23 protein-coding genes are annotated in these 24,532 nt (G+C 65.2%); 10 read left to right on the top strand and 13 right to left on the bottom strand.

The window, feature by feature from the left end; all coding sequences use genetic code 11:
• The first annotated feature begins 17 nt into the window (after positions 1 to 17).
• On the top strand, positions 18 to 1,016 hold the full coding sequence (locus AB7290_RS05810) for an NAD(P)H-quinone oxidoreductase (RefSeq protein WP_085401850.1): 999 nt from the start codon (positions 18 to 20) through the stop codon (positions 1,014 to 1,016).
• A gap of 154 nt (positions 1,017 to 1,170) precedes the next feature.
• Complete coding sequence (locus AB7290_RS05805) at positions 1,171 to 4,047, top strand: EAL domain-containing protein (RefSeq protein WP_085401851.1); 2,877 nt, start codon at positions 1,171 to 1,173, stop codon at positions 4,045 to 4,047.
• On the opposite strand, the gene AB7290_RS05800 is transcribed toward AB7290_RS05805, so the two are convergent.
• From AB7290_RS05800 to AB7290_RS05790, 3 genes are all read right to left on the bottom strand, one after another.
• The gene (locus AB7290_RS05800; protein WP_161495846.1) at positions 4,044 to 4,208 is read right to left on the bottom strand and encodes a hypothetical protein; all 165 of its coding nucleotides are present in this window, start codon (positions 4,206 to 4,208) and stop codon (positions 4,044 to 4,046) included. The genes AB7290_RS05805 and AB7290_RS05800 overlap by 4 nt on opposite strands.
• Before the next feature lie 389 nt (positions 4,209 to 4,597).
• Entirely contained in the window at positions 4,598 to 4,846 is a 249-nt protein-coding gene (locus tag AB7290_RS05795; protein WP_144030762.1) for a hypothetical protein, read from the bottom strand.
• An 11-nt stretch (positions 4,847 to 4,857) separates the two neighbouring features.
• Complete coding sequence (locus AB7290_RS05790) at positions 4,858 to 5,115, bottom strand: DUF7662 domain-containing protein (RefSeq protein ID WP_028148420.1); 258 nt, start codon at positions 5,113 to 5,115, stop codon at positions 4,858 to 4,860.
• A 137-nt stretch (positions 5,116 to 5,252) separates the two neighbouring features.
• Between AB7290_RS05790 and AB7290_RS05785 the strand changes: the two genes are divergently transcribed.
• Entirely contained in the window at positions 5,253 to 6,749 is a 1,497-nt protein-coding gene (locus AB7290_RS05785) for a sensor domain-containing diguanylate cyclase (RefSeq protein WP_085401853.1), read from the top strand.
• Between the two features lie 106 nt (positions 6,750 to 6,855).
• Here AB7290_RS05785 and galU read toward each other — a convergent pair whose 3' ends face one another.
• Entirely contained in the window at positions 6,856 to 7,731 is an 876-nt protein-coding gene (gene galU / locus AB7290_RS05780) for a UTP--glucose-1-phosphate uridylyltransferase GalU (protein ID WP_014498169.1), read from the bottom strand.
• Positions 7,732 to 7,985: 254 nt separating this feature from the next.
• Between galU and AB7290_RS05775 the strand changes: the two genes are divergently transcribed.
• Together AB7290_RS05775 and AB7290_RS05770 are read left to right on the top strand one after the other, a co-directional pair.
• A complete protein-coding gene (locus AB7290_RS05775; protein WP_245344109.1) occupies positions 7,986 to 9,317 on the top strand; it encodes a lytic murein transglycosylase in 1,332 nt (443 codons plus the stop codon).
• A gap of 158 nt (positions 9,318 to 9,475) precedes the next feature.
• On the top strand, positions 9,476 to 11,155 hold the full coding sequence (locus AB7290_RS05770) for an SGNH/GDSL hydrolase family protein (RefSeq protein ID WP_085401854.1): 1,680 nt from the start codon (positions 9,476 to 9,478) through the stop codon (positions 11,153 to 11,155).
• A gap of 188 nt (positions 11,156 to 11,343) precedes the next feature.
• Here AB7290_RS05770 and AB7290_RS05765 read toward each other — a convergent pair whose 3' ends face one another.
• Both AB7290_RS05765 and AB7290_RS05760 read right to left on the bottom strand, forming a co-directional pair.
• The gene (locus AB7290_RS05765; protein WP_063981006.1) at positions 11,344 to 11,718 is read right to left on the bottom strand and encodes a CsbD family protein; all 375 of its coding nucleotides are present in this window, start codon (positions 11,716 to 11,718) and stop codon (positions 11,344 to 11,346) included.
• Positions 11,719 to 11,791: 73 nt separating this feature from the next.
• The gene (locus AB7290_RS05760; protein WP_085401898.1) at positions 11,792 to 12,529 is read right to left on the bottom strand and encodes an SDR family NAD(P)-dependent oxidoreductase; all 738 of its coding nucleotides are present in this window, start codon (positions 12,527 to 12,529) and stop codon (positions 11,792 to 11,794) included.
• Between the two features lie 99 nt (positions 12,530 to 12,628).
• On the opposite strand from AB7290_RS05760, the gene AB7290_RS05755 reads away from it, so the two are divergent.
• Positions 12,629 to 13,408 carry an SDR family NAD(P)-dependent oxidoreductase gene (locus AB7290_RS05755; RefSeq protein ID WP_085401855.1) on the top strand — a complete coding sequence of 260 codons (780 nt, stop codon included), beginning with the start codon at positions 12,629 to 12,631 and terminating at the stop codon, positions 13,406 to 13,408.
• Between the two features lie 113 nt (positions 13,409 to 13,521).
• Positions 13,522 to 14,409, top strand: coding sequence for a TauD/TfdA dioxygenase family protein (locus AB7290_RS05750; protein ID WP_085401856.1), 888 nt, complete (start codon positions 13,522 to 13,524; stop codon positions 14,407 to 14,409).
• Positions 14,410 to 14,646: 237 nt separating this feature from the next.
• On the opposite strand, the gene AB7290_RS05745 is transcribed toward AB7290_RS05750, so the two are convergent.
• Complete coding sequence (locus AB7290_RS05745) at positions 14,647 to 15,291, bottom strand: YqgE/AlgH family protein (RefSeq protein ID WP_063981003.1); 645 nt, start codon at positions 15,289 to 15,291, stop codon at positions 14,647 to 14,649.
• 142 nt (positions 15,292 to 15,433) lie between these two features.
• Between AB7290_RS05745 and AB7290_RS05740 the strand changes: the two genes are divergently transcribed.
• From AB7290_RS05740 to AB7290_RS05730, 3 genes are all read left to right on the top strand, one after another.
• Positions 15,434 to 16,273 carry a protein-disulfide reductase DsbD domain-containing protein gene (locus AB7290_RS05740; protein WP_085401857.1) on the top strand — a complete coding sequence of 280 codons (840 nt, stop codon included), beginning with the start codon at positions 15,434 to 15,436 and terminating at the stop codon, positions 16,271 to 16,273.
• 325 nt (positions 16,274 to 16,598) lie between these two features.
• Positions 16,599 to 17,966 carry a flippase gene (locus AB7290_RS05735; RefSeq protein ID WP_085401858.1) on the top strand — a complete coding sequence of 456 codons (1,368 nt, stop codon included), beginning with the start codon at positions 16,599 to 16,601 and terminating at the stop codon, positions 17,964 to 17,966.
• 189 nt (positions 17,967 to 18,155) lie between these two features.
• On the top strand, positions 18,156 to 18,980 hold the full coding sequence (locus AB7290_RS05730) for a sulfite exporter TauE/SafE family protein (protein ID WP_071916674.1): 825 nt from the start codon (positions 18,156 to 18,158) through the stop codon (positions 18,978 to 18,980).
• Positions 18,981 to 19,105: 125 nt separating this feature from the next.
• Here AB7290_RS05730 and AB7290_RS05725 read toward each other — a convergent pair whose 3' ends face one another.
• The 6 genes from AB7290_RS05725 to cysT all read right to left on the bottom strand — a co-directional run bounded on the left by AB7290_RS05725 (position 19,106) and on the right by cysT (position 24,531).
• Positions 19,106 to 19,894, bottom strand: a complete 789-nt coding sequence (locus AB7290_RS05725) for a 3-hydroxybutyrate dehydrogenase (RefSeq protein ID WP_028157423.1) — start codon at positions 19,892 to 19,894, stop codon at positions 19,106 to 19,108.
• Between the two features lies 1 nt (position 19,895).
• Positions 19,896 to 21,071, bottom strand: coding sequence for a DUF3734 domain-containing protein (locus AB7290_RS05720; RefSeq protein WP_085401859.1), 1,176 nt, complete (start codon positions 21,069 to 21,071; stop codon positions 19,896 to 19,898).
• Between the two features lie 78 nt (positions 21,072 to 21,149).
• Positions 21,150 to 21,653 carry a CAP domain-containing protein gene (locus AB7290_RS05715; RefSeq protein WP_063980998.1) on the bottom strand — a complete coding sequence of 168 codons (504 nt, stop codon included), beginning with the start codon at positions 21,651 to 21,653 and terminating at the stop codon, positions 21,150 to 21,152.
• 96 nt (positions 21,654 to 21,749) lie between these two features.
• Positions 21,750 to 22,784, bottom strand: a complete 1,035-nt coding sequence (locus AB7290_RS05710; RefSeq protein WP_063980997.1) for a sulfate/molybdate ABC transporter ATP-binding protein — start codon at positions 22,782 to 22,784, stop codon at positions 21,750 to 21,752.
• Positions 22,774 to 23,685: a sulfate ABC transporter permease subunit CysW gene (gene cysW / locus AB7290_RS05705; RefSeq protein WP_085401860.1), complete on the bottom strand. Its 912-nt coding sequence runs from the start codon at positions 23,683 to 23,685 to the stop codon at positions 22,774 to 22,776. The genes AB7290_RS05710 and cysW overlap by 11 nt, the downstream gene beginning before the upstream one ends.
• Before the next feature lie 9 nt (positions 23,686 to 23,694).
• On the bottom strand, positions 23,695 to 24,531 hold the full coding sequence (gene cysT / locus AB7290_RS05700; protein WP_071916676.1) for a sulfate ABC transporter permease subunit CysT: 837 nt from the start codon (positions 24,529 to 24,531) through the stop codon (positions 23,695 to 23,697).
• Position 24,532 lies beyond the last annotated feature (1 nt).

Raw genomic sequence — 24,532 nt, 5'->3', positions numbered from 1 at the left:
TCATCCAAGGACACATCATGGACAAGCTGCCCGCGCAAATGACCGTGGTCGCCATCTCCAAGCCCGGCGGACCGGAGGTGCTGGTGCCGGAACAACGTGCCGTTCCGCAGCCCGGTCCCGACGAGATCCTGGTCAAGGTGCAGGCCGCGGGCGTCAACCGGCCCGACGTGGCGCAGCGCTCCGGCGCCTATCCGCCGCCGCCCGGCGCCAGCGACCTGCCGGGGCTCGAGATCGCCGGCGAAGTGGTGGCGGTCGGCAGCAACGCCAAACGGCACAAGATCGGCGACAAGGTGATGTCGCTGGTCGCCGGCGGCGGTTATGCGCAGTACTGCATCGCGCAGGACGCCCAGGCGATGAGCGTGCCGCCGGCGCTGTCGATCAAGGAAGCCGGCGCGCTGCCGGAAACCCTGATGACGGTCTGGCACAACCTGTTCGAGCGCGGCGGCCTGAAGGCCGGCGAGACGCTGCTGATCCATGGCGGCTCCTCCGGCATCGGCACCATGGCGATCCAGCTTGCGAAAGCCTTTGGCGCGAAAGTGTTCGTCACCGTGGGATCGCAGGACAAGATCGATGCCTGCCTCAAGTTAGGTGCCGACCGCGCCATCAACTACAAGACCGAGGACTTCGTCGCCGTGGTCAAGGCGGAGACCAATAATACCGGCGCCAACCTGATCCTCGACATGGTGGCCGGCGAGTATGTCGACCGCAACTATGATGCCGCGGCGGTCGACGGCCGCATCGTGCAGATCGCAACCCTCAACGGCCCCAAGGTCAGCGTCAACATCGCCAAGGTGATGGTGAAGCGCCTGACCCATACCGGCTCGACCCTGCGCCCCCGTAGTAATGCGGACAAGGCGGCCATGGTGGCCGCAATCGAGGCGAAAGTGATGCCGCTGTTGCGCGAAGGCCGCGTCAAGCCGCTGATGGACAGCAGTTTCCCGCTGGAAAAGGCATCCGATGCGCACCGGCGCATGGAGACCTCGGCACATATTGGCAAAATTGTGTTGGAGGTCTAGGCCAACGGCCCATCAGGCAAGGCGGAAACCCTTTGATTTTCCTCGCTTTCGTGGCATCTATCGCGACGCGCCGAACCATCTTGCTCCGTTCGGAAAACGCCTTGCACTGACCATCTTGCACTGAAGAGTTTGCGTCGAACGCGGAGAACCGACCTTGCGTCTGATCAGGTGCCTCGCGCCCATAGCGCTGGGCCTCATGATTCTCGTCGCCGCATCCCAGGCGCGCGCGCTGGATGCCGTCAGCGTCCGCGGCGACGCGCCCGCGATCGACCTCACCGGCGTGCTCGAGCATCAGCGCAGTGACGCCGATCGCATCCAGGTCTCCACCGCACCCGGCACCGACGGCATCGTCCGCCGCATCGAGGTGCGCGCCCGCGAGGGCGGCCAGAACTGGGTGGTGTTCGCGCTCGCCAACAACACCGACGACCAGCTCGACCGCCTGATCGTCGCCCCGCATTACCGCATCGTCTCGTCGGGCCTGCTGTGGCCCGACCTCGGGCTGTCGCGCATCGCGACCATCACGCCCTCGATCGGCGACCGCCCGGAGCGCCAGGAGAGCGCGACGGCCGACGTGTTCCGCATCACGCTCGATCCCGGCGCCGTCGTCACCTTTGTCGCGGAACTGCGCACCGACAAGCTGCCGCAGCTCTATCTGTGGGAGCCCGAGTCCTACAAGGACAAGGTCAATTCCTTCACGCTCTACCAGGGCATCGTGATCGGCATCTCCGGGCTTTTGGCGCTCGTGCTCACCATTCTGTTCGTGGTGAAGGGCAGCATCATGTTCCCGGCCGCCGCGGCGCTGGCCTGGGCGGTGCTGGTCTATATCGGCGTCGATTTCGGCTTCTGGGGCAAGGTGCTCGATATGTCGAACAACGCCGAGCGCATCTGGCGCGCGGCGGGTGAAGCGATATTGGCGGCGACGCTGCTGGTGTTCCTGTTCGCCTATCTCAACCTCAGTCGATGGCACGTGCGCTATTCGCACATTACGGTGCTCTGGCTTGCCTTCCTGGGTTCGCTGGTGGCGCTGGCCTTGTTCGACCCGGCGGTGGCTTCCGGCATCGCCCGCATGTCGCTGGTGCTGATCGCCTTCGCTGGCTTCGCGCTGATCGTCTACCTCTCCACACATGGCTTCGACCGCGCGGTGCTCTTGATCCCGACCTGGTTCCTGCTGGTGGTCTGGGTGGTCGCGGCCGGCATGACGGTCGCGGGCTCCGTCACCAACGACATCGTCGGCCCGGCTCTGCTCGGCGGCCTCGTGCTGATCGTGATGCTGATCGGCTTCACGGTGATGCAGCACGCCTTTGCCGGCGGCAGCGCCAGCACCGGCGTCGTCTCCGACATCGAGCGGCGGGCGCTGGCGCTGGCCGGCTCCGGCGATCTGATCTGGGACTGGGACGTCTCCGCCGACAAGGTGTTCACCAGCCCGGAGACCGAAGCCCTGCTCGGCCTCAAGCGCGGCACGCTGGAAGGCCCGGCCGCCTCATGGCTTGAGGTGCTGCATCCGCTCGACCAGGACCGGTTCCGCGCCGCGCTCGACAGCGTGCTCGACCAGCGCCGCGGCCGCCTGGTGCAGGATTTCCGGCTGCGCACGCCGGACGGTCATTTCATGTGGTTCGCGCTGAAGGCGCGCCCGGTGGTCGGCTCGGACGGCGAGGTCTCGCGCGTGGTCGGCACGCTGACCGACGTCACCGAGCTGCGCAACGCCGAGGAGCGCCTGCTGCACGATTCCGTGCATGACAACCTCACCGGCCTGCCCAACCGCAAACTGTTCATGGACCGGCTGGGTGCGGTCGCGCATTTCGCCAAGACCATGCCGACGCTGCGGCCGACGCTGATGGTGATCGACCTCGACCGCTTCAAGCAGGTCAACGATTCCGTCGGCATCGCGGTCGGCGACTCGATCCTGCTGACGCTGGCCCGCCGCCTCACCCGCATCCTGAAGCCGCAGGACACGCTGGCGCGGCTCGCCGGCGACCAGTTCGGCCTGATCCTGCTCTCGGAGCAGGACCCTGCCCGCATCACCGCCTTCGCCGAAACCATCCGCAAGACCATCCGCGCCCCGATCGCCTTCAACGACCGCGAGATTTTTCTCACCGCCTCGATCGGGCTGGCGCTGTCCGATCCGCAGACACAATTGACGGACGAGATCATCAAGGACGCCGAGCTTGCGATGTATCATTCCAAGCGCATCGGCGGCGACCGCATCGACGTCTACAAGCCGGCGATGCGCGCGCGAAAGACCGACCGCCTGACGCTGGAGAGCGAGCTGCGCCGCGCCATCGAGCGGCAGGAGCTCACGATCCTGTACCAGCCGATCGTGCGGCTGGAGGATCGTTCGATCGCCGGCTTCGAGGCGCTGGTGCGCTGGGATCATCCGAAGCTCGGACGCATGGCGCCGTCGGAATTCATCAGCATCGCGGAAGAGACCGGCCTGATCGTCGACCTCGGCATGTTCGTGCTCGACCAGACCGCAAAGCAGCTTTCGGTGTGGCAACGCGCGATGCGCTCGCGCGAGCCGATCTTCGCCTCCGTCAACGTCTCCTCGCGGCAGCTCTTGCGCCACGACCTGATCCACGACATCCGCACCGTGCTGTCGCGCTCCTCTGTGGCGCGCGGCACGCTGAAGCTGGAATTGACGGAATCGCTGGTGATGGAGAACCCGGAGCACGCAGCCCAGATGCTGACGCGCATCCGCGAGCTCGGCACCGGGCTGTCGCTCGACGATTTCGGCACCGGCCATTCCTCGCTCGCCTATCTCCAGCGCTTCCCGTTCGACACCATCAAGATCGACCAGTCGTTCGTGCGCACCACCAACCGCGGCACCCGTCCGGTGATCCTGAAGTCGATCATCGCGCTCGCGCATGACCTCGGCATGGACGTGGTCGCGGAAGGCGCCGAGACAGACTCCGACGCGGTCGAGCTCTACCAGATGGGCTGCGAATACGCGCAGGGCTTCGCCTTCGGCGAGCCGATGGACGCGGACGCGGCGATGCGTCTGCTCACGGAAGTGCGGCTGGAAGCGGCGAGTTAGCGCTTATCTTCTTCCGCTCTCCTCCCGGAAAGGGTCGCTCGCAAAGCGAGCGTGGGGTGCCGCACCGGCGCGCTCATGCCGGGCTTGATCCAGATCAATGGGCCCTGCTCGACCACCATGAAAGATGGCACGCAGCATTCGATCCAGAACGGCTTCGTCATCGAGGTCACTGGGCTCGCAGCTGTCGTTCTCAGAATGAGCAGACCACGCGTCTTTCTCAGGAGTCACGGATGACTCGGCACCTTTTCTACGCGATGACCCTCATCGGCACCGGAGTGTTCCTCGCCTCATCGGCCGAAGCAGTGACAGCCGCACGATGCGAGGATCGAGGCGCAAATTGCCTCGGCACATGTGCCGACTACACCGGCGGGGCCGGTGACGTTCGAGGGCGCCAGAACACATGCGTGCGCGTCTGCGACCGGCAGACAACCAGATGCCTGATACGAGCCCATGACGAACGCTGGCCCCATAATCGCCAATGAAGGCCGTGGTTCTACACTTGGGCTAACGCCCCCCGTCTCGCGCTTGCGGCGCACCGCGTCCAGCTGACCTACCCTGGCTTGCGTCGTAGCCCCGCGACCAAACAAAATCCCACCACCAGCGAGATCGCGGCAAGACCGCCCCAGACCATTCCCGCCTGTTCGAGATAAACATCCTGCGTTACCGGGTCGTAGCAGCGGCCGAGCTCGTTGAAGCAGTCGCGCCAGCGCCAGTAGCGGGCCTCGAAGGCGAGCGCGAACAGCACGCCTGTTGCAATCAGGGCTGCGCCAACAATCCCCCTTAGCCAGCGCAAAATCATGCAGCGTCAGCTCACCTGCGCTGCTTCTTCTTGGTGAAGCGCACGCTCTGGCCGTCCGGCATCCGCGTCGCGACGAACCCCGCGGCGAGGCAGGCTTCGCGCTGGGGCATCTGGATGTCGGGGCTGCGGAGGCTGTCCCACCATGAGGCGCGATTCGCCGCCCGCGGCAGGGCCGAGCCGATGATCTCCTCGATCTGCTCGAAACTCAGCACGAATTCCGTTTGCTTCTGCCGCATCAGGTAATCCCGCAGCGCGTCGTAATCGTTCACAATCGTCCTCTCGTCCCAGCTCCGCTGCCCAAAAGCGATGCCCGCGGAAACCAATTCTTAACTCATTGTGGCAGCGCCGTCCCGGCTTAAACACTACGCAAGATTTCGGGCGCATCCACTAGTGTTGGGAGCACTCGATGCAGTCTGGATGGCGCGACGTCACGACCCGCCGGCCGTGGCGGATTTCGGCGAAGCTGCTGATCATATCGTCCGTCGTGACGGTGATCGGCTTTTCCGCCATTTGCGTCAACGTCATGCTGGACATGCGCCGCGGCGAGGAGGCCCTCGCGCGCCAGACGCTGGACAATCTGGCCACCTCCATCGAAGCAGATATCAGCCGCAACATCGAGATCTACGATCTCTCCCTGAAGGCGGTCGCCAGCAACATGCTGCTGCCGGAGATCAACGCGGTCTCGAAGCCGATCCGTCACCTGATCCTGTTCGATCACGCCACCACGGCGCGGCACTTCGGCGCCATCCAGGTGTTCGATGCCGAGGGCAGGCTGACCATCGACGCCTCCACGCTCGATCCCCTGCCGGAGAACCGGAGCGAGGAGGACTACTTCAGGGTTCATCGCGACGATCCCGACGCCGGCCTCTTCATCAGCCGTCCGATGCTGTTCCGCGGCGCCTATTCCATCGTGCTGAGCCGGCGCATCAGCGATACCGACGGCGGCTTCTTGGGGGTCGTCACCGGCTCGATCCGTTTCAGCTATTTCCACGAATTGTTCGAGCGCCTGAACCTCGATCCCGACGATACCATCACCGTGCTGACGCGCGATCGCACCATCATGATGCGGCGGCCGTTCGATCTCGACGTCATCGGCAAGAATCTGGGGACGCGGCAGAGCTGGAAGGCCGACAATCTCAAGGCCGGCGGGTCCTATGCGGGCCAGGGCCCGGTGGACGCGACGCCGCGCCTCTATGTCCGCAGCACCGGCCCGGGTCCGCTGTTCGTGGTGGCAGGCAAGCCGCTCGCCGCCGTGTTCGAGCTCTGGCAGAAGGAAGCCTACCGCATCGGCGCGGTAGTCCTGGCGCTCATCCTGTTCATGCTGGCCTCGACGCTGGTGCTCGCCCGCGAGATCGGCCGGCGTGCCGAAGCCGAGCGCAAGCTCGAGGAGATGGCGACGACGGATGCGCTCACCGGCCTGAAGAACCGCCGCAAGTTCGATCAGGTCATCGACGTCGAATGGCGCCGCGCGATGCGCCAGAAGACGCCGGTCGCGCTGCTGATGATCGATGCCGATCACTTCAAGGCCTACAACGACACGTTCGGCCATCAGGCCGGCGACCAGGTGCTGGTCGGCATCGCCATCTGCATTTCCGATTCGGTGCGGCGGTCCGGCGACTGCGCCGCGCGCTATGGCGGCGAGGAATTCGCGGTGCTACTGCCGAACACTTCGGCCGCCGAGGCCTTCAATGTCGCCGAGACGATCCGCGGCAAGGTGCAGGGTTGGTCCGACGACCAGGCGATGTCGACGGTCTCCTGCGGGATTGCGGGCCTGGTCCCTACCACCGGCCTGGACTGGCCGGTCCTGGTCGCCGCCGCCGACAAGGCGCTCTATGCGGCGAAAGCCGGCGGCCGCAACCAGTCCGTGGTCGCGAGCCTTCCGAAGCTATCGCTGGTGGCGTGAGGGGCCCCCTCCGTCATTGCGAGCGAAGCGAAGCAATCCAGACTGTCTCCGCGGAGGCAGCCTGGATTGCTTCGTCGCTTCGCTCCTCGCAATGACGAGTGGAGCGCTACTGCCCCAGATACTTCTTCATCTCCGCGATGAGCCCATCGCGCAGTTCCGGCCGCTTCAGGCCGTAGGCGATGTTGGCGCGGAGGAAGCCGGGCTTGGAGCCGCAATCATGGCGCTCGCCCTCGAACTCGACGCCGTAGAATTTCTGCGACTTGGCGAGGCCGATCATGGCGTCGGTGAGCTGGATCTCGCCGCCGGCGCCGCGCTCCTGGGTCTCCAGGATCTTGAAGATCTCCGGCTGAAGGATGTAGCGGCCGGTGATGGAGAGGTTGGAGGGCGCGGTGCCCTTGGCCGGCTTCTCGACCATGCCGTCGACCTCGAACATCTTGCCGGTGCGCTTGCCGACGCCGCAGATGCCGTATTGATGGGTAAGATGGTCGGGCACCGCCTCGACCGCGATGACGTTGGATTTTTCGCCGAGCGTTGAAGCCGTCTCGATCATCTGCTTCAGGCAGCCGGTCGTGTTGAGCACGAGCTCATCGGGCAGCACGACCGCGAACGGCTCGTTGCCGACGATGTCGCGCGCGCACCAGACCGCGTGGCCGAGACCGAGCGGCGCCTGCTGGCGGGTGAAGCTGACGGCGCCGGCCTCCGGCTGGTTCTGCGCCAGGATGTCCTGCTCGGCCTTCTTGCCGCGCGCGGCGAGCGTCGCGTCGAGCTCGAACATCTTGTCGAAATGATCTTCGATGACGTTTTTGTTGCGGCCGGTGACGAAGATGAAGTGCTCGATGCCGGCTTCCCTCGCCTCGTCATAGACGTACTGGATCAGCGGCTTGTCGACGATGGTCAGCATTTCCTTCGGCATCGCCTTGGTGGCGGGCAGGACGCGGGTGCCGAGGCCGGCGACGGGGAATACGGCTTTGCGAATTTTCATGGGACAGATCGAATACCTGAGGACGTGAAGGGAGCAATGGTATCTTGCTAGCTTGTTTGCAGCCGCTAACAAAGGCGGATGTGGGGCCTCGCGCTCACAGAGTTGAGAAAAAGGCCGACACCAAAATTTCACCTTTGTTAAGCTATTGGCAACCGGTACCGGGCCTCCTGAAGGCGGATTTTCGGCCGGACAGGTAGGGTATGATGCAATCAGTGGCAGGGCTGGCAAAACGTGCTGGATTTGTGACCGGCGCAATGATGCTTGCGGCCGCTGTGCTGCTGCCTGTCAGCGCGCGCGCCCAGGCGCAGAACGGCTTGTCGAACCTGTTCGGCGGTATTTTCTCCGGCTCGAATCCAGCGCCCTCTCAGCCGGCGCCCGGCCCCGGCGGCGCCTTGCCATGGACCGGCGAGGACGGCGCCTCCGGCCACCCGTTGATGACGGCCGCCGCGATCCGCGAAGCGGCCTCCAACTTCAACAATTGCGTGGCGGGGATGTGGCCCGATGCCGCACGGCGCAACATCACGCAGGAGAATTTCCAGCGCTTCACGGCCGGGCTGTCGCCCGACCTGCGCATCATGGATCTGATGGATTCGCAGCCGGAGTTCACCAAGTCGATCTGGGACTATCTCGACATCCTCGTGAACGACAACCGCCTCGCCACGGGCCGCGAGGTCCTCGCCAAATACAAGGCGCAGTTCGACGCCACCGAAAAGGCTACCGGCGTCGACCGCTACATCATCGCCTCGATCTGGGGCATCGAGTCCAATTACTCGACGCAGATGGGCGACCGCAGCGTGCTGCAATCGACCGCGACGCTCGCCTGCATCGGCCGCCGCCAGGCCTATTTCAAGGACGAGTTTCTCTCCGCGCTGGAGATCCTCAACCGCGGCGATCTCAGGCCTGAGCAAATGCGCGGCTCCTGGGCCGGCGCCTTCGGCCCGACCCAGTTCATGCCGACTGCGTTCAAGCGCTTTGCCGTGGATGGCGATGGCGACGGACGGCGCGACGTCGTCGACAATCCCACCGATCTGATCGCCTCGACCGCCAACAATCTGAAGAAGGACGGCTGGCAGGCCGGCCAGACCTGGGGCTACGAGGTCGTGGTGCCCCAGGGCTTCAACTACATGCTGGCCGATCGCGCCAAGGCGATGACGATCCCGCAGTGGGAGAAGCTCGGGCTCAAGCGCCCGGCCAACCACCCCTTCCCGCATCCGGCCGAGAAAGCCTATCTGCTGGCGCCCGCCGGGGCGCAGGGCCCGGGCTTCCTGATGCTGCAGAATTACCGCGTCATCATGAAGTACAACCCGGCCGAGGCTTATGCGCTGGCGATCGGCCATTTCGCCGACCGCCTGCGCGGCGGCCAGCCCTTCGTGCAGCCCTGGCCGCGGCAGGAGCGCGAGCTGTCCCGCACTGAACGGCTGGAACTCCAGCAGCTCTTGGCCCAGCGCGGCTTCTACAAGGGCACCCCGGACGGCCAGTTCGGCGGCCAGACCCGGGAGGCGCTGCGCAATTTCCAAGCCTCGATCGGGGTCCCCGCCGACGGATTTGCCTCCTCGGACGTGCTGGATCGCCTCCGCGGGCGGTAAAACCGCCCCGAAAGTAACCCTGAACAGGGAAATTGCCCGATCGCCTTGACGGGGACGGCGGTTCCCCGGTGTATGGCAGAAGAATCTGCCCGTTTGGCGCCTGATTCCGCTATTATATCGAGCCTGTCCCAATCCCCATTGCGCGTGCCTGAGATCGCATGTCGAAGAAGTCCCTGTTCAAGGCGCTGACCGAGACCGGCCCGCTGATCGCGCTGGGGACGGCGCTTGCGATCCTGGTCTCCGTTGCGGGACCCGCCTCGGCGCAGTTCTTCAACTTCCCCGGCTTCGGCGGCCCGCCGCAGCGGCAGGCCCCGCCACCGCGAAACGGTGGAGGCGGCGGCTGGTTCGGTGGCGACTTCTTCGCGCCATTCCAGCAGCAGCAGCAGCAGGCGCCGCGCCAGGATTTTTCGCGCGCGCCGGCACCAGCCAAGCGCGACACCACGCCCGACAAGAACGTGCTGGTGATCGGCGACGCCATGGCCGACTGGCTCGCCTACGGCCTCGAAGACGCCTACACCGAGCAGCCCGACATGGGCGTGATCCGCAAGCACAAGACCACGTCCGGCCTGATCAAGTACCAGCCGAAGGGTGAGCCCGCAGACTGGGCGGCGGCAGCGAAGGGCATCCTCGAGACCGAGAAGCCTGATGTGATCGTCGTCATGCTCGGCCTCAACGACCGCATCTCGATCCGCGAGGCCGCGCCCGACAAGGCGACGGACAAGGACAAGAAGAACGACAAGGGCGCGCGCGCCAAGCCACCGGCCAAGCCGGGCGATGCTAAACCCGACACGGCCGCCAAGCCGGACGACAAGCCCGCCGACGCCGACCTGCCGCAGGACGATGCCGACAACGCCGACACGCCGGCGGTCGCAGCGCCGGAGAAGACCGCGCGCAACCCGAACGGCCTCTACGAATTCCGCGACGAGCGCTGGGTCGAACTCTACAGCAAGAAGATCGAGGAGCTGGCCAACGTTCTCAAGTCCAAGGGCGTTCCGGTGCTCTGGGTCGGCCTGCCCGCGATCCGCGGCCCCAAGGGCACCGCGGACATGCTGTTCCTGGATTCGCTCTACCGCGAAGGCGCGGCCAAGGCCGGCATCACCTATGTCGATGTCTGGGACGGCTTTGTCGACGAAGCCGGCCGCTTCCTCCAGAAGGGCCCGGACTTCGAGGGCCAGATCCGCCAGCTCCGCAGCTATGACGGCGTCTATTTCACGAAACCCGGCGCACGCAAGCTCGCCCACTATGTCGAGCGCGAGATCACGCGCCTGCTCGCCGGACGCTCCGGCCCGATTGCGCTGCCGAGCGAGCCTGCGACCCCCGACACCAGCGCCGAGCCCGGCAAGCCCGCGCCGCGGCCGCTGGCGGGACCGATCGTGCCGCTGGTTGCGGCCTCGATCTCGGCCGATCAATTGCTGGGCGGACCGGGTTCGCGTCCCGCTGCCGTCGATGCGCTCGCCGCGAAGACGATGGTGAAGGGTGAGCCGCTGGCCGCGCCCGCCGGCCGTGCCGATGATTATGCCTGGCCGCGCCGCGAAGTCGGCCGCGAGCAGGCCAAGGGCGATACGCCGATGGCTGCGACGACGCCGGATGGTGCTGCTGCTGCTCCCGGTACGCCAAGCGCTGCCGCCGCGATCGCGCCGCCCAGACTCGCGCCGAAGAAGCCGCCGGTGCAGCAGCCGCAGCAGCCGGCCCAGGCAACGCCGGCATTCCGCGATTTCTTCGGCTTCGGCTCTCCGCAGCCACCGCCGCGTCAATTCGCACCAGCGCCGCGTAATCCCAATCCCGCGATCCCGCGCCCGCCTGGTAACGTCGGGCGATCGGCGGAGATGTTCCGGTAGTTTTTCTGAATTGAGATCTCGTGTCCCGGACGCGCTGCAGCGTGTAACGCTGCTGCGCAGAGCCGGGACCCAGCACTGCGACATTCACAAAGAATGGGCCCCGGCTCAGCAAAGCGGCGTTGCCGGACGATGCCTACGCATCGCCTAGTCCGCATTGCGTCCGGGGCACGAGAGACGGGGGCTTTGGCTCAGCCGTAATAGCGCCAGCGCGGCGGCGGGCGACGGGCGGGACGCGACATCAGAAGCGCGAGTGCGAAGCCGATCCCGCCGGCGATCAGCAGCGCACCGAGCGGATTGTCCTGCACCTTCTTGGCAATCGCCTGCGAACCGTCGCGCAAGGTCTCGGCCGGCTTGTCGTAGGCATCCTTGGCGTAGCCGGCCGCAGTCTCGCCGGCGTCGCGCACGGCGTCCTTGGCCTGGCCGTAGAGATTCTGCACGGTGCCGGCGGCTTCCCGCGCCTTGCCTGACGCCTGCGTCTGCGCATCGCCAGCGAGATCACCGACGGCGCCTTCTGCGCGCCCAGCGAATTCCTTGGCCGATCCGACGATCCGATCCTTGTCCATGTTGCTCCTCCTCGGGGGTCAACCCAAGTAACCGATCAGGAGCAGCGCAGTTCCAATCGCCTCGCGCAATCGCCTAAAGAATAAGCCCCCCATCGACGACCAATGTCTGTCCGATGATGTAGGACGACAGCGGCGAGGCGAGGAACAGCGCCGCGCCCGCCATGTCAGCCGGCGTGCCCAATCGCCGCAGCGGAATGCGTGACAGCGCGCCTTCGAGCCGCTTGGGATTGTCGGTGGTCACCTTCGTCATCTTGGTGTCGACGAGGCCGGGCGCGATACCGTTGACGCGGATGCCATCCTCGGCCCAGGCCTCGCCCAGCGTCCGCGTCAATCCGACTGCGCCGGTCTTCGAGGCGTTGTAGGCGGGATTGCCCATGGTGGAATGATAGGCTGCGGTCGAGGACACCATGATCAGCGCGCCCTTGCTATCGCGCAGCATGGAGTGAAAGCGCGTCGCGCAGGCCATCAGGCTCATCAGATTGACCTCGACGACCTTGCGGAAGCCGGCCATCTCGAACTCGCCGCGGCGATAGAGCACCGCGCCCTGCGCGAGCACGAGCACATCGAGACGGTCGAAGGACGGCTTGAACGCTTCCACCGCGCCGGCGTTGCCGACGTCGAGCTGCGCATAGGAAAGACCCGTGAGATCGGAGCCTTCTTGCGCCGAATATTCCGCGGGATGAGCACGCGTGCCGCAGACTGCAACTTGCGCGCCCCTGGTGCGAAAGGCTTGCGCGATGCCGTTGCCGATACCGCTGGAACCGCCGACCACCAGCACCTGCTTGCCTGAGAAATCGAGCTCGTTCGCCATCGCGGCCTCCCCTTTTGTTTTGCTTGTTTGACCTGTCTGCGGATCGATGCCAGCCTTGTCCCATCTCATAACAAGAAACAAGAGACGCGAGGAAACGGCATGTCCGAATTCAAGGAGCTCAGCCGGTCGGTGAAGGGCCTGACCGTTCTCGTCACGGGTGCGGCGAGCGGCATGGGGCGCGCCACCGCGCGCGTGTTCGCCGCTGAAGGCGCGAACGTCGCCGTTACCGACTTTGACGAGCAGGGCGCGCTGTCCGTTGCCAAGGAGATTGCCGCGAACGCCGGATCCGCGAAGGCGTGGAAGCTCGATGTCGCCGATGGCGGCGAGATCAAGCGCGTGGTTGGCGATGTCGCGGCGCATTTCGGCGGGCTCGACATCGTCGTCAACAATGCCGGCATCTCCGTGCGCGTCGCGATCGACGACGAGGCTTACGAAGACGCCTGGGCCAAGGGCATCGCCGTGATGCTGACGGCGCATCCGCGCATCATCCGCGCCGCGCTGCCGCACCTGCGCAAGTCGAAGAGCCCGCGCATCGTCAACATCGCCTCGACCGAGGCGCTCGGCGCCACCGCATTGCACAGCCCCTATTCGGCGGCGAAGGGCGGCGTGGCGAGCCTCACGCGCTCGCTCGCCGTCGAGCTCGGCCGCGAAGGCATCACCGTCAACTGCATCTGCCCGGGCCCGATCCGCACCGCCATCACCGACCGGATCTCCGAAGAGCACAAGACCATCTACGCCAAGCGCCGCACTGCACTCGGCCGTTACGGCGACCCCGAGGAGGTCGCGCATACGACGCTGAGCCTGTGCCTGCCGGCTGCGTCTTTCCTCACCGGCGCGGTGATCCCTGTCGACGGCGGCCTGATGGCGCGCAACGCGTGAGAGCCATGACGCTTAAGAGATATGCACGCCGAGCGTTGACAAGTCCGGTCGCGGGAGTAGCTTTTTCACCGGCAGAGCGGGACCAACCGCTCGCGGCTCGCGGGAGAAACACCATGACGATCGCCATCCAGCAGCTTCAGAAACATTTTGCCGGCGAGGTTTCCGGCCTCGATCTGCGAAAGCCTCTCACCGAGGCCGAGGCGCGCGAGGTCGAGGCAGCCATGGACAAATATGCGGTGCTGGTCTTCCACGACCAGGACATCACCGACGAGCAGCAGATGGCCTTCGCGCTGAATTTCGGCCAGCGCGAGGACGCGCGCGGCGGCACTGTGACCAAGGAAAAGGACTACCGGCTCCAATCGGGCCTCAACGACGTCTCCAATCTCGGCAAGGATGGCAAGCCGCTGGCGAAGGACAGCCGCGCGCATCTGTTCAATCTCGGCAACTGCCTGTGGCATTCCGACAGCTCGTTTCGCCCGATCCCCGCAAAATTCTCGCTGCTGTCGGCGCGGGTGGTGAACCCGAAGGGCGGCAATACCGAGTTCGCCGACATGCGCGCGGCCTATGACGCGCTCGATGACGACACCAAGGCCGAGATCGAGGATCTGGTCTGCGAGCACTCGCTGATGTATTCGCGCGGATCGCTCGGCTTCACCGAGTACACCGACGACGAAAAGCAGATGTTCAAGCCGGTGCTGCAACGCCTGGTGCGCACCCATCCGGTGCATCGCCGCAAGTCGCTGTACCTCTCATCGCATGCCGGCAAGATCGTCAGCATGAGCGTCCCCGAAGGCCGGCTGCTGCTGCGCGATCTGAACGAGCATGCGACGAACGCAGAGTTCGTCTATGTCCACAAATGGAAGCTGCATGATCTCGTGATGTGGGACAACCGCCAGACCATGCATCGCGTCCGCCGCTACGACCAGTCCCAGCCCCGCGACATGCGCCGCGCGACGGTGGCGGGGACAGAGCCGACGGTACAGCAGCAGGCGGCGGAATAGGCGGCATTGGAGTAGCCACAAATTCCGCCGTCGTCCCGGACAAGCGTAGCAAAGCGAAGCGCAGATCCGGGACCTATAACCACAGGCCGTGGTTTGGCGAAGACTAGTGGTGACCAGCCCGCTTCAACAACGACTTCCTGGGATTATGGGTCCCGGATCTGCGCTCCGTTCTGGACAACGCTACGCGTTGCCAGAAGCTCCGCTTGTCCGGGACGACAGCGGAGGTTGGCGCAACAGCTACGCGTGTCCCGCATCGTTCGAGAGCATGCCGGGATCGATGCCGATCTTGCGCAGCGCGCGGCCGTACTTCTCGTCGACATCGTCGCCGAAGATCAAATCCGAATCCGCATCGCAGTGCAGCCAGCCATTGCTCTGGATTTCGGTCTCGAGCTGGCCCGGCGCCCAGCCGGCATAACCAAGCGCGAGGATGGCGTGCTTCGGGCCGGAGCCGTTGGCGATCGCCCGCAGGATATCGACGGTCGCGGTGAGGCAGACGCCGTCGTCGATCCGGAGCGTCGCGTTCTCGATGTAGAAATCGCTGGAATGCAGCACGAAGCCGCGGCCGGTATCGACCGGCCCGCCACGCAGCACCTTCATGCTTTCGGCGTTCTCCGGCAGCTTGATGTGCTCGCCCTTCTTGATGATGCCGAGCTGCTGCAACAGCTCGGGGAAGTCGATGCTGCCGGCGGGATGATTGACGATGATGCCCATCGCGCCCTCGGCGGAATGCGCACAGAGATAGATCACCGAGCGCTCGAAGCGCTCATCGCCCATCACGGGCATCGCGATCAGGAGCTGGCCGTCGAGATAGCCGGCCGAGCTGGGAAGCGCGGGGGCCGCGCTGCGGGTGCTTTCGCCCGTCCTTTTGCCTGTGGGAGCCATCGGTGAAGCACTCCGGTTTCGATTCCTATCCTGATGTCGGGCCGGGCTGCTGTCAAATCAAGGCTTGCATAGACTTGATTCAGGTGCATCCATCACAAGCAATTCAATGGTTTGCCCAGGGGCGACCCTGTAAAGACGTGCCATGCTGACAAGAGTTCCCCTGCATGCGGCGTTTGGCGTCGCAACAACCCTGCTTGCGTCGTCGATGACGCTTGCTGCCCGCGCCGACGACGCTTCGCCCTGGCAGCGCGACGGCCATTCCGCAGTGCGATTGCTGGCGGGATCGCGCAGCGGCGCCGTCCTGCTCGGCGGTATCGCCTTCCAGCTCCAGCAGGGATGGAAGACCTACTGGCGCATCCCCGGCGATTCCGGCGTTCCGCCGCGGTTCGATTTCTCCAAATCGGACAATGTCGAAGCGGTGACGGTGATGTGGCCGGCGCCGCTGAAATTCGATGACGGCGCGGGCGGGCATTCGATCGGCTATCACGGCCAGATCGTGCTGCCTCTGCGCATCGTGCCCAAGGCGCCCGACAAGCCGGTGACGCTGCGTGCCGAGATCAACTACGCCGTGTGCGAGAAGCTCTGCGTTCCCGTCGAGGCCAATGTCGAGCTCGGCTTCAACAACGTCGCCTCGACCGAGGACGCCAATCTGCGTGCCGCGCTCGACACCGTGCCGAAGCCTGCCACGATCGGTGATCCCAATCCGCTGACCATCCGCGACGTCAAACGTGACGGTCCCAAGAATGTCGTGGTCGACGTGGTCGTGCCCGATAGCCGCGGCGTCAATTTGTTCGTGGAAGGGCCGACGCTCGATTGGGCGTTGCCGATTCCGGCGCCGGTCGAGCGCAGCCCACCCGGTGTGCAGCGATTTTCATTCGAGCTCGACGGACTGCCGCCGGGCGCCAAGCCCGACGGGGCGGCGCTGAAGTTCACGCTCGTCGCGCCTGAGAAATCGTACGAGTTCAATACGAATTTGGAGTGAGCCGGAGCTGAGTTGCGCTGCCAGCGCCCCATATTCAGCTGTCGTCCCGGGGCGCGCGCAGCGCGAGCCCGGGACCCATAACCACAGGGAGTGGTTTGGCGAAGACTCGGAGTTACCAGCCAGCGCAACGATTTCTCGCTGGGGTTATGGGTCCCCGCCTCCCGTGCGCAATTGCGCACTAGGCGGGGACGACGCCGGTGGCTGGAGCGGCAGCATGCCTCACCCAACCCAATCTTAACGAATGGTTGCTAATCCCCAAGGGCTACCGCATCGGGCCTGCCGCAGCATGCGGGACGCCTGATACGGACGCCCTGGGGATCTCGAATTGGCCGTGATGGATGCAGAACCCGCTACGACCGGACCTGCCGGCCTCATCGCGCGGCTGCGCGCGAAGCTGACGGGCGGGTCGAACGAAGCGTCGCTGACGCGGCGGTTGGCCGGCACCATCTTCATCATCCGGGTGATCAGCGCGGGCCTCGCCTATTTCTCGCAAGTTCTGCTCGCGCGCTGGATGGGGACGTCCGACTACGGCATCTATGTCTACGTCTGGACCTGGGTGCTGCTGCTCGGCAGCATGATGGACTTCGGCATCTCGGCCTCCGCGCAAAAGATCATTCCCGAGTATCGCACCAGCGGCGAGCATGCGCTGCTGCGCGGCTTTCTCTCCGGCAGCCGCTGGCTGACCTTTGCCGCGTCCACGCTGGTGTCGCTGGGGCTCGCCGGTATCGTCAAGCTGCTCTCCCCCTGGATCGATCCGGCCGAGGTGCTGCCGCTCTATATCGGCTGCATGACGCTGCCCGCCTTCGTCGTCGCCAACACCCAGGACGGCATCGCGCGCTCGCATGACTGGATGCAGCTTGGCCTGATGCCGCAATTCATCATCCGCCAGGCGCTGATCATCGGCATCACGGCCGCTGCCTTCCTGCTCGGCTATCACCTCGGCGCAGTCGCCGCGATGGTCGCGAGCGCCGGCGCGGTGTGGATCGCGATGACCGGGCAGATGGTGGTGCTGAACCGCAAGCTCGCCGATCACATCGAGCCGGGCCCCAAGACCTACGACATCGGTGGCTGGCTCGCCGTCTCGCTGCCGATCCTGCTGGTCGAGAGCTTTTACCTGCTGCTGTCCTATACCGACGTGCTGGTGCTTCAGCAGTTCCGCCCATCGGACGAGGTCGGTGTCTATTTCGCGGTGGTGAAGACGCTCGCCCTGGTCTCGTTCATCCACTACGCGATGTCGGCGACCACAGCGCATCGCTTCGCCGAGTACAACGCGCTCGGCGACAAGGCGCGCCTGTCGGCCTATGTCGCGCATGCCATCAACTGGACGTTCTGGCCGTCGCTGGCAGCGACCATCGTGCTGCTTGCGCTCGGCAAGCCGCTGCTCTGGCTGTTCGGCCCGCAATTCACGGTCGGCTACGACATCATGTTCGTCGCCGCGATCGGCCTCGTGGTGCGCGCCGCGATCGGACCGGTCGAGCGCCTGCTCAACATGCTCGGCCAGCAGAAGATCTGCGCGCTGGCCTACGCGCTGGCCTTCGTGATGAACCTCGTGCTCTGCATCGCGCTGGTGCCGCGCTTCGGTGGCCACGGCGCCGCGGCCGCGACCTCGATCTCGCTGACATTCGAGACGGTGCTGCTGTTCTGGATCGTGCGCCAGCGGCTCGGCCTGCACGTGCTGGCGTTTGGCAAATAGGCGCTGCCACCCGGTTGCCGGCCTGGAGAATGGCTGTTTCGCGCCTTGCGCGGCGGCGACTGAAACCCCCTACCCGCCAGCCGTCCGTAGCAAGATTTTTCTTATTCAATCGAAGCGATTGCGCTTCAGGGAAATTTTATTCTACGTCATATTGCTCAACCGACGAGATAAACCTAAGATTCCCCAGACATGATTGATCCGCTCTATGTCGCCTCCGGATTTGGCGTCGGCCTGCTTGTCGGGATGACCGGCGTGGGTGGCGGCTCGCTGATGACGCCGCTGCTGATCCTGCTGTTCGGCATCCACCCCTCCACCGCCGTCGGCACTGACCTGCTCTATGCCGCCGCCACCAAGACCGGCGGCAGCGTGGTGCATGGCTGGTCGCGGAGCGTGCACTGGCCCGCCGTGCTGCGGCTCGCCTGCGGCAGCATCCCGGCGAGCGCGCTGACGCTGCTCGTGCTGTGGAAGCTCGACCTCAGGAGCGATTCCGAGCGCAGCCTGGTCAATCTGGTGCTGTGCTTTGCACTGCTGCTGACCGCGACCTCGCTGATCTTCCGCAAGGCCCTCATGGAGCGCTATCGGAAGCGCCTCGAGCAGGTCAATGAGCGCACCACCGCGATCGCGACCGTCGTCACCGGCATCGTGCTCGGCGTGCTGGTGTCGATCTCGTCCGTCGGTGCCGGCGCGGTCGGCGTCACCGTGCTGCTGCTGCTCTATCCGCGCCTGCCGATGGCGACCATCGTCGGCTCGGACATCGCGCATGCGGTGCCGCTGACGCTGGTCGCGGGCATCGGACATTGGGCGCTTGGCGACGTCGATTGGGCCCTGATGGGCGTGCTGCTGCTGGGCTCGCTGCCCGGCATCATCGTCGGCAGCCTCAGTGCGACGCGCGTCCCCGAGACGGTGCTGCGCCTGACGCTTGCCTGCGTGCTGTTCGTGGTCGCCGGCAAGATCATGTTCGCGGAGCTGAACCTGTCGTCGGCGATCGTGACGGCGCTGGCCTGGACGCATTGAACGAAGACTAAGCGCAGCTCTCGTAGGGTGGGCAAAGCGAAGTGCGCCCACCGCTTTTCATCAATCGGAGAAGAATGGTGGGCACGGCGCTGACGCGCCTTTGCCCACCCTACGGCATCGCGTGATTACTCCGCCGTCCAGCCGCCGTCGATCGACAGGTTGGTGCCGGTGATCTGCGCGGCATCGTCGCCGCACAGGAACAGCGCGAGGGCTGCGACCTGCTCGGAGGTGACGAACTCCTTGGTCGGCTGCGCGTCGAGCAGCACGTCGTTGATGACCTGCTCGCGCGTGAGGTTGCGCGCCTTCATCGTGTCGGGGATCTGCTTCTCCACCAGCGGCGTCCAGACATAGCCGGGGCTGATGCAGTTGCAGGTGATCTTGTGGGTCGCGACCTCGAGCGCCACGGTCTTGGTCAGTCCGGCGATGCCGTGCTTGGCCGACACATAGGCGGACTTGAAGGGCGAGGCGACCAGCGAGTGCGCCGACGCCGTGTTGATGATACGGCCCCAGCCCTTCTTCTTCATGCCGGGCACCGCCGCGCGGATGGCATGGAAAGCCGAGGACAGGTTGATCGCGATGATCTGGTCCCACTTCTCGACCGGGAATTCCTCGATCGGCGAGACGAACTGGATGCCGGCATTGTTGACGAGGATGTCGACCGAGCCGAACGACTTCTCGCCGAGCGCGATCATCCCGGCGATCTCGGCGGGCTTGGTCATGTCGGCCGGCGAATACACCGCCTTCACGCCGAAGTCGGACTCGATCTTGGCGCGCTCCTTCTCGATATCTTCCGGCGAGCCGAAGCCGTTGATGACGACATTGGCGCCGGCGGCGGCGAAGGCGCGCGCGTAGGCGAGCCCGATGCCGCTGGTCGAACCGGTCACGACGGCGTTCTTGCCTGACAGACTACCCATGTTATTCGCTCCTTTTTGGCGGGGGCGCGGTGACGTCCCCCGTGAGATCGTAGGTCACCATGGTCTCGCCGGACTGCGGCCGCTCGAGCCAGTCCTTATGGCGCATCGACAGATGCACGTCGCGCACCCCGGCTTCCCAATGCTCGACCATGGCGACATGCGAGAAGTCGTAATCCTTCGACGAGGATTCGTAGTTCTTGCTGCGATAGATCAGGTGCACCACGGTGACGGTGCTTTCGCGCGACACCTTCGCGAGGAATTCGACGGAAGGATCATTCTTCAGATAATCGGGCAATTTGGAAATCAGATCGCGCACGGCCCGGCGCGCATTATGGATCTGCTTGTTCTTGTCGGTGTTCATCCGCGTTCGGCTGGAGAAGCGGATGTCCTTCTCGCGCTCGGTCGCCTCGAGCAGCGAATTCGGCAGATCGCCGCGGGCGCTGAACAGATCGACCTGGAAGATCAGCATGTCGCGAGCGACCTCGGCATCGAGTACGTAGTCGAGCGGCGTGTTGGAGGCGATGCCGCCGTCCCAATAATGCTCGCCTTCGATCACGACGGACGGAAAGCCCGGCGGCAGCGCGCCGGAGGCCATGATGTGCTCGGGGCCGATGGTCTTGCCGAGCTTCTTGAACTCGTAATTGTCGAAATATTTGAAGTTGCCCGAGGTGACGCCGACGGCGCCGACCGACAGGCGCGTCTTCAGATCGTTGATGCGGTCAAAATCGACCAGGCGCTCCAGCGTCTTCTTCAGCGGCGCGGTGTCGTAATAACTCTCGGCCTGCTTGCTGCCGGGCGGCCAGAGCGGCGCGGGCGGAATGCGCGGCGTGAAGAAACCGGGCACGCCGAAGGTCGCGATCAATGCGGCACTGGTCGAATTGAACAGCTCGCGGCTGTGATCGCTCTTGCCGATCGGCTTCCACGGCACCGGCGCCGACACCATCTCCCAGAATTCCTTGAGCCGCTTGACGCGGGTCTGTCCCTCGTTGCCGGCGATGATGGCGGCGTTGACCGCGCCGATCGAGATGCCGGCGACCCATTCCGGCTCGAAGTCGAAATGGCACAGCGACTGGTAGGCGCCGGCCTGATAGGAGCCGAGCGCGCCGCCGCCCTGGAGGACCAGGACGCGCTGCGCCTTCGCGGGGACTGTTGCGACTTCCGGGCTATGATCTGTCATCTGGGAACAATAGCAAAAGGCGAGCCACCGTGGCGACAGTCCGCCGCGGCGTCAATGCATCCCGGGATCAAGTCTGGCTTATCGGGGGTCCGTCGAGGCCAGGATCATGGTCCAGAACACCTTGTATTTGGTGCCGGGAGCATAGCCCGCCGCGATGCCCAGTTTTGTGACACCGCTCTTGAGCATGTTGGCGCGGTGCGGAGGCGAGTCGCGCCAGCCGGAAAACGCTTCCGCCAGCGTATGATAGCCGGCCGAGACGTTCTCGACCGCCACCGTCGCCGGATAGCCGCCCGCGCTGAGGCGCTTGGCCAGCGGTGCGCGGACGTCATGGTCCATCTTGTTGGCCGCCGCCATGGCCTGGGACTGGGATTCGGCGAGCCGCATCAGATCGGGGTCGATCACGACGGTGCCGAGGGCGTTGTTCTGGCGGTATTGCGAGATCATGATCGCTGCCGCCTGCGCATCGAGCTTGGTGCCCGGGACCGACATGTCGGCATACATCGACGGCTGCTGGACCGGTGCTTCGTTGCCGGCGCAGCCGGCGAGAAGCAAAGTGATGAGTATTGCGGCCGCAGCGCGCATGTTCAGGGGCCCCCAAATGAGGGGCCGTTGTTGCATACCAACCGTGGCTGAAAGGTGAATATTGAGGAAGATTTGAGCTTTCGGCCGAGGCGCCTGCTAGCCCGCAAATATCCGGTAGCGGCGCGGTTCGAGGCCGATCGTGTCGCCGGCGCGCAGTTCCCTGTCGCGGGGGGCGTCGATCTCGATGGTCTCGCCGCCGGATAGCGCCACCTCGGCCCGCTGCACGGGGCCGAAATTCCGGACGTGCTGCACAGCGCCCTCGAAGGCACCGCTTCCGGGCGGGCCGACCAGCATATCATGTCGCCGCACGAACAGTTTTGACGCGCCAGACACCAAGCCGTCTGCTGCAAGATTGAGTGGGCGGTCGCCGAGCCTGATGACGCCGCCTTCGACCTGGACCGGCAGCTCGATGGATTCGCCGATGAAGCCGTGGACGAAGGCGGTCGCCGGGCTTTCATAGACGTCGTCGGGCGAGCCGATCTGCTCGATCCTACCCTTGTCCATCACCACGACGCGGTTGGCGACTTCGAGCGCCTCCTCCTGGTCGTGGGTGACGAAGATCGAGGTGACGTTGATCTCCTGGTGCAGCGAGCGCAGCCATCGGCGCAGCTCCTTGCGCACCTTAGCATCGAGCGCGCCGAAGGGCTCGTCGAGCAGGAGGATGCGCGGCTCGATCGCGAGCGCGCGGGCGAGTGCGATGCGCTGGCGCTGGCCGCCGGAGAGCTGGCTCGGATAGCGGTCGGCGAGCCAATCGAGCTGCACGAGATCGAGCAGCTCCTTGACGCGCGCACGAATGGTGGACTCATCCTTGCGGCTGGCGCGCGGCTGCACGCGCAGGCCGAAGGCGACGTTCTCGAACACCGTCATGTGGCGGAACAGCGCGTAGTGCTGGAACACGAAGCCGACGTTCCGTTCGCGCGCGCCCCGCGCCAGCGCATCCTCGCCATTGAAGGAAACCTCGCCGGAATCAGGCCAGTCGAGGCCGGCGATGATGCGCAGCAGCGTGGTCTTGCCGGAGCCGGACGGACCGAGCAGCGCCAGCAGCTCGCCATTGTCGACCTTGAGATCGACGCCATCGAGGGCTTTGAAGCTACCGAACTGCTTGACGAGATTCCTGACTTCAATGGTCACTTGCGTCGTGTCCTTCGTCGAGGTGACGTTCCAGAACGGTCTTGGCGATCAGCGTGATCAGGGCCAGCATCGCCAGCAGCGAGGCGATCGCAAACGCAGCGACGAACTGGTACTCGTTGTAGAGAATCTCGACCAGCAGCGGCATGGTGTTGGTCTCGCCGCGGATGTGTCCTGATACCACCGACACGGCGCCGAATTCGCCCATCGCGCGCGCGTTGCAGAGCAGCACGCCGTAGAGCACGCCCCATTTGATGTTGGGCAGGGTGACGCGGAAGAAGGTTTGCAGGCCGGAGGCGCCGAGCGAGATCGCGGCCTCCTCCTCCTGCGTGCCCTGCTCCTGCATCAGGGGGATCAGCGCGCGCGCCACGAACGGGAAGGTCACGAAGGTGGTGGCGAGCGCGATGCCGGGCACCGCGAACAGGATCTGGATATCATGATCCCTAAGCCAGCTGCCGAAATAGCCCTGCGCGCCGAACAGCAGCACGAAGACGAGGCCCGAGATCACCGGGCTCACCGAGAACGGCAGGTCGATCAGCGTGATCAGGAAGGTCTTGCCGCGAAACTCGAACTTGGCGATGGCCCATGCCGCGACGAGGCCGAATACGAGATTGAGGCCGACCGAGATCGCCGCCACGATCAACGTCAGCTTGATCGCAGCCAGCGCTTCAGGCTCGGCAAGCGCAGAGAAATAAGCGAGAACGCCTCTCGAAAAGGCCTGCGCGAACACCAGAACCAGCGGCAGCACGACGAAGACGCTGAGGAAGATCACCGCCAGAGCGATGATGGCGATACGTATTGCGGGTGGCTCGGTGCGGAGGCTGTCGCGTGCCGCAGCGGCGTGCGCACGTGCGCGCGCATCGGTCGAAGGCAGCGAGACGGAATCTGCGATCTGCATCGTCATGATCTGCCCTCAGCGCGCCGGAATCCGGCTCTGCGCCCAGCGCTGGAGCCGGTTGACGGCGAAGATGATGACGAAGGAGACGACGAGCATGACCACGGCGATGGCGGTCGCGTCGGCATAGCGGAATTCGGACAGCCGGATCACGATCAGGAGCGGCGCGATCTCGGAGACATTAGGCAGATTGCCGGCGATGAAGATCACCGAGCCGTATTCGCCGACCGCGCGGGCGAAGGCGAGCGCGAGGCCGGTGAGCAGCGCCGGTCCGAGCGAGGGCAGGATCACGCGGATGATGGTCTGCCAGCGGCTGGCGCCGAGGCTGCCGGCGGCCTCCTCGATCTCGGGGTCGAGGTCCTGGAGCACCGGCTGCACGGTGCGCACCACGAAGGGGATGCCGATGAAGATCATGGCGACGAAGATGCCGATCGGCGTGAATGCCACCTTGATACCGAGCGCGGCGAGCGGCGCACCCAGCCAGCCCGTCTCGGCAAACAGCGCGGTCAGCGCGACGCCGGCGACCGCCGTCGGCAGCGCGAACGGCACGTCGACGATAGCGTCGAACAACCGGCGCCCGGGGAAGCGGTAACGCACCAGCGCCCAGACGATGATGCTGCCCATGACGAGATTGACGCAGGCCGCCGCAAAGGCGAGGCCGAAGGAGACGCGCAAGGCGTTGAGGGTGCGGCGGCTGGACAGGATGTTCCAGAATTGCTCGGGGCTAAGCTCCAGCGATTTCAGGAACAGCCCGGCGAGCGGAATCAGGATGATGATGGAGAGCCAGGAAAGCGTCAGTCCCATCGTGAGACCGAAGCCCGGCAATGTCCGTCGTCGTGCTGCAACTGCGCTCACC

The sequence above is a fragment of the Bradyrhizobium sp. 613_E4_N2_2 genome (assembly GCF_052075995.1).
In the GTDB taxonomy this organism is placed as follows: Bacteria; Pseudomonadota; Alphaproteobacteria; order Rhizobiales; family Xanthobacteraceae; genus Bradyrhizobium; species Bradyrhizobium barranii.
The sequence above is the reverse complement of the archived record's forward strand: the minus strand, read 5'-3'. Positions and strand labels throughout refer to the sequence as shown.

Excerpts from the sequence above, each read along its gene's own strand:
- cysW (WP_085401860.1), bottom strand. The coding sequence starts at position 23,685 with ATGACGATGCAGATCGCAGATTCCGTCTCGCTGCCTTCGACCGATGCG.
- AB7290_RS05795 (WP_144030762.1), bottom strand. The coding sequence starts at position 4,846 with ATGATTTTGCGCTGGCTAAGGGGGATTGTTGGCGCAGCCCTGATTGCA.
- AB7290_RS05745 (WP_063981003.1), bottom strand. The coding sequence starts at position 15,291 with ATGGCTCCCACAGGCAAAAGGACGGGCGAAAGCACCCGCAGCGCGGCC.
- AB7290_RS05750 (WP_085401856.1), top strand. The coding sequence starts at position 13,522 with ATGACGATCGCCATCCAGCAGCTTCAGAAACATTTTGCCGGCGAGGTT.
- AB7290_RS05755 (WP_085401855.1), top strand. The coding sequence starts at position 12,629 with ATGTCCGAATTCAAGGAGCTCAGCCGGTCGGTGAAGGGCCTGACCGTT.
- AB7290_RS05810 (WP_085401850.1), top strand. The coding sequence starts at position 18 with ATGGACAAGCTGCCCGCGCAAATGACCGTGGTCGCCATCTCCAAGCCC.
- AB7290_RS05765 (WP_063981006.1), bottom strand. The coding sequence starts at position 11,718 with ATGGACAAGGATCGGATCGTCGGATCGGCCAAGGAATTCGCTGGGCGC.
- AB7290_RS05800 (WP_161495846.1), bottom strand. The coding sequence starts at position 4,208 with ATGACGAAGCCGTTCTGGATCGAATGCTGCGTGCCATCTTTCATGGTG.
- AB7290_RS05725 (WP_028157423.1), bottom strand. The coding sequence starts at position 19,894 with ATGGGTAGTCTGTCAGGCAAGAACGCCGTCGTGACCGGTTCGACCAGC.
- AB7290_RS05730 (WP_071916674.1), top strand. The coding sequence starts at position 18,156 with ATGATTGATCCGCTCTATGTCGCCTCCGGATTTGGCGTCGGCCTGCTT.
- AB7290_RS05785 (WP_085401853.1), top strand. The coding sequence starts at position 5,253 with ATGCAGTCTGGATGGCGCGACGTCACGACCCGCCGGCCGTGGCGGATT.
- galU (WP_014498169.1), bottom strand. The coding sequence starts at position 7,731 with ATGAAAATTCGCAAAGCCGTATTCCCCGTCGCCGGCCTCGGCACCCGC.
- AB7290_RS05715 (WP_063980998.1), bottom strand. The coding sequence starts at position 21,653 with ATGCGCGCTGCGGCCGCAATACTCATCACTTTGCTTCTCGCCGGCTGC.
- AB7290_RS05740 (WP_085401857.1), top strand. The coding sequence starts at position 15,434 with ATGCTGACAAGAGTTCCCCTGCATGCGGCGTTTGGCGTCGCAACAACC.
- AB7290_RS05770 (WP_085401854.1), top strand. The coding sequence starts at position 9,476 with ATGTCGAAGAAGTCCCTGTTCAAGGCGCTGACCGAGACCGGCCCGCTG.
- AB7290_RS05720 (WP_085401859.1), bottom strand. The coding sequence starts at position 21,071 with ATGACAGATCATAGCCCGGAAGTCGCAACAGTCCCCGCGAAGGCGCAG.
- AB7290_RS05760 (WP_085401898.1), bottom strand. The coding sequence starts at position 12,529 with ATGGCGAACGAGCTCGATTTCTCAGGCAAGCAGGTGCTGGTGGTCGGC.
- AB7290_RS05775 (WP_245344109.1), top strand. The coding sequence starts at position 7,986 with ATGATGCTTGCGGCCGCTGTGCTGCTGCCTGTCAGCGCGCGCGCCCAG.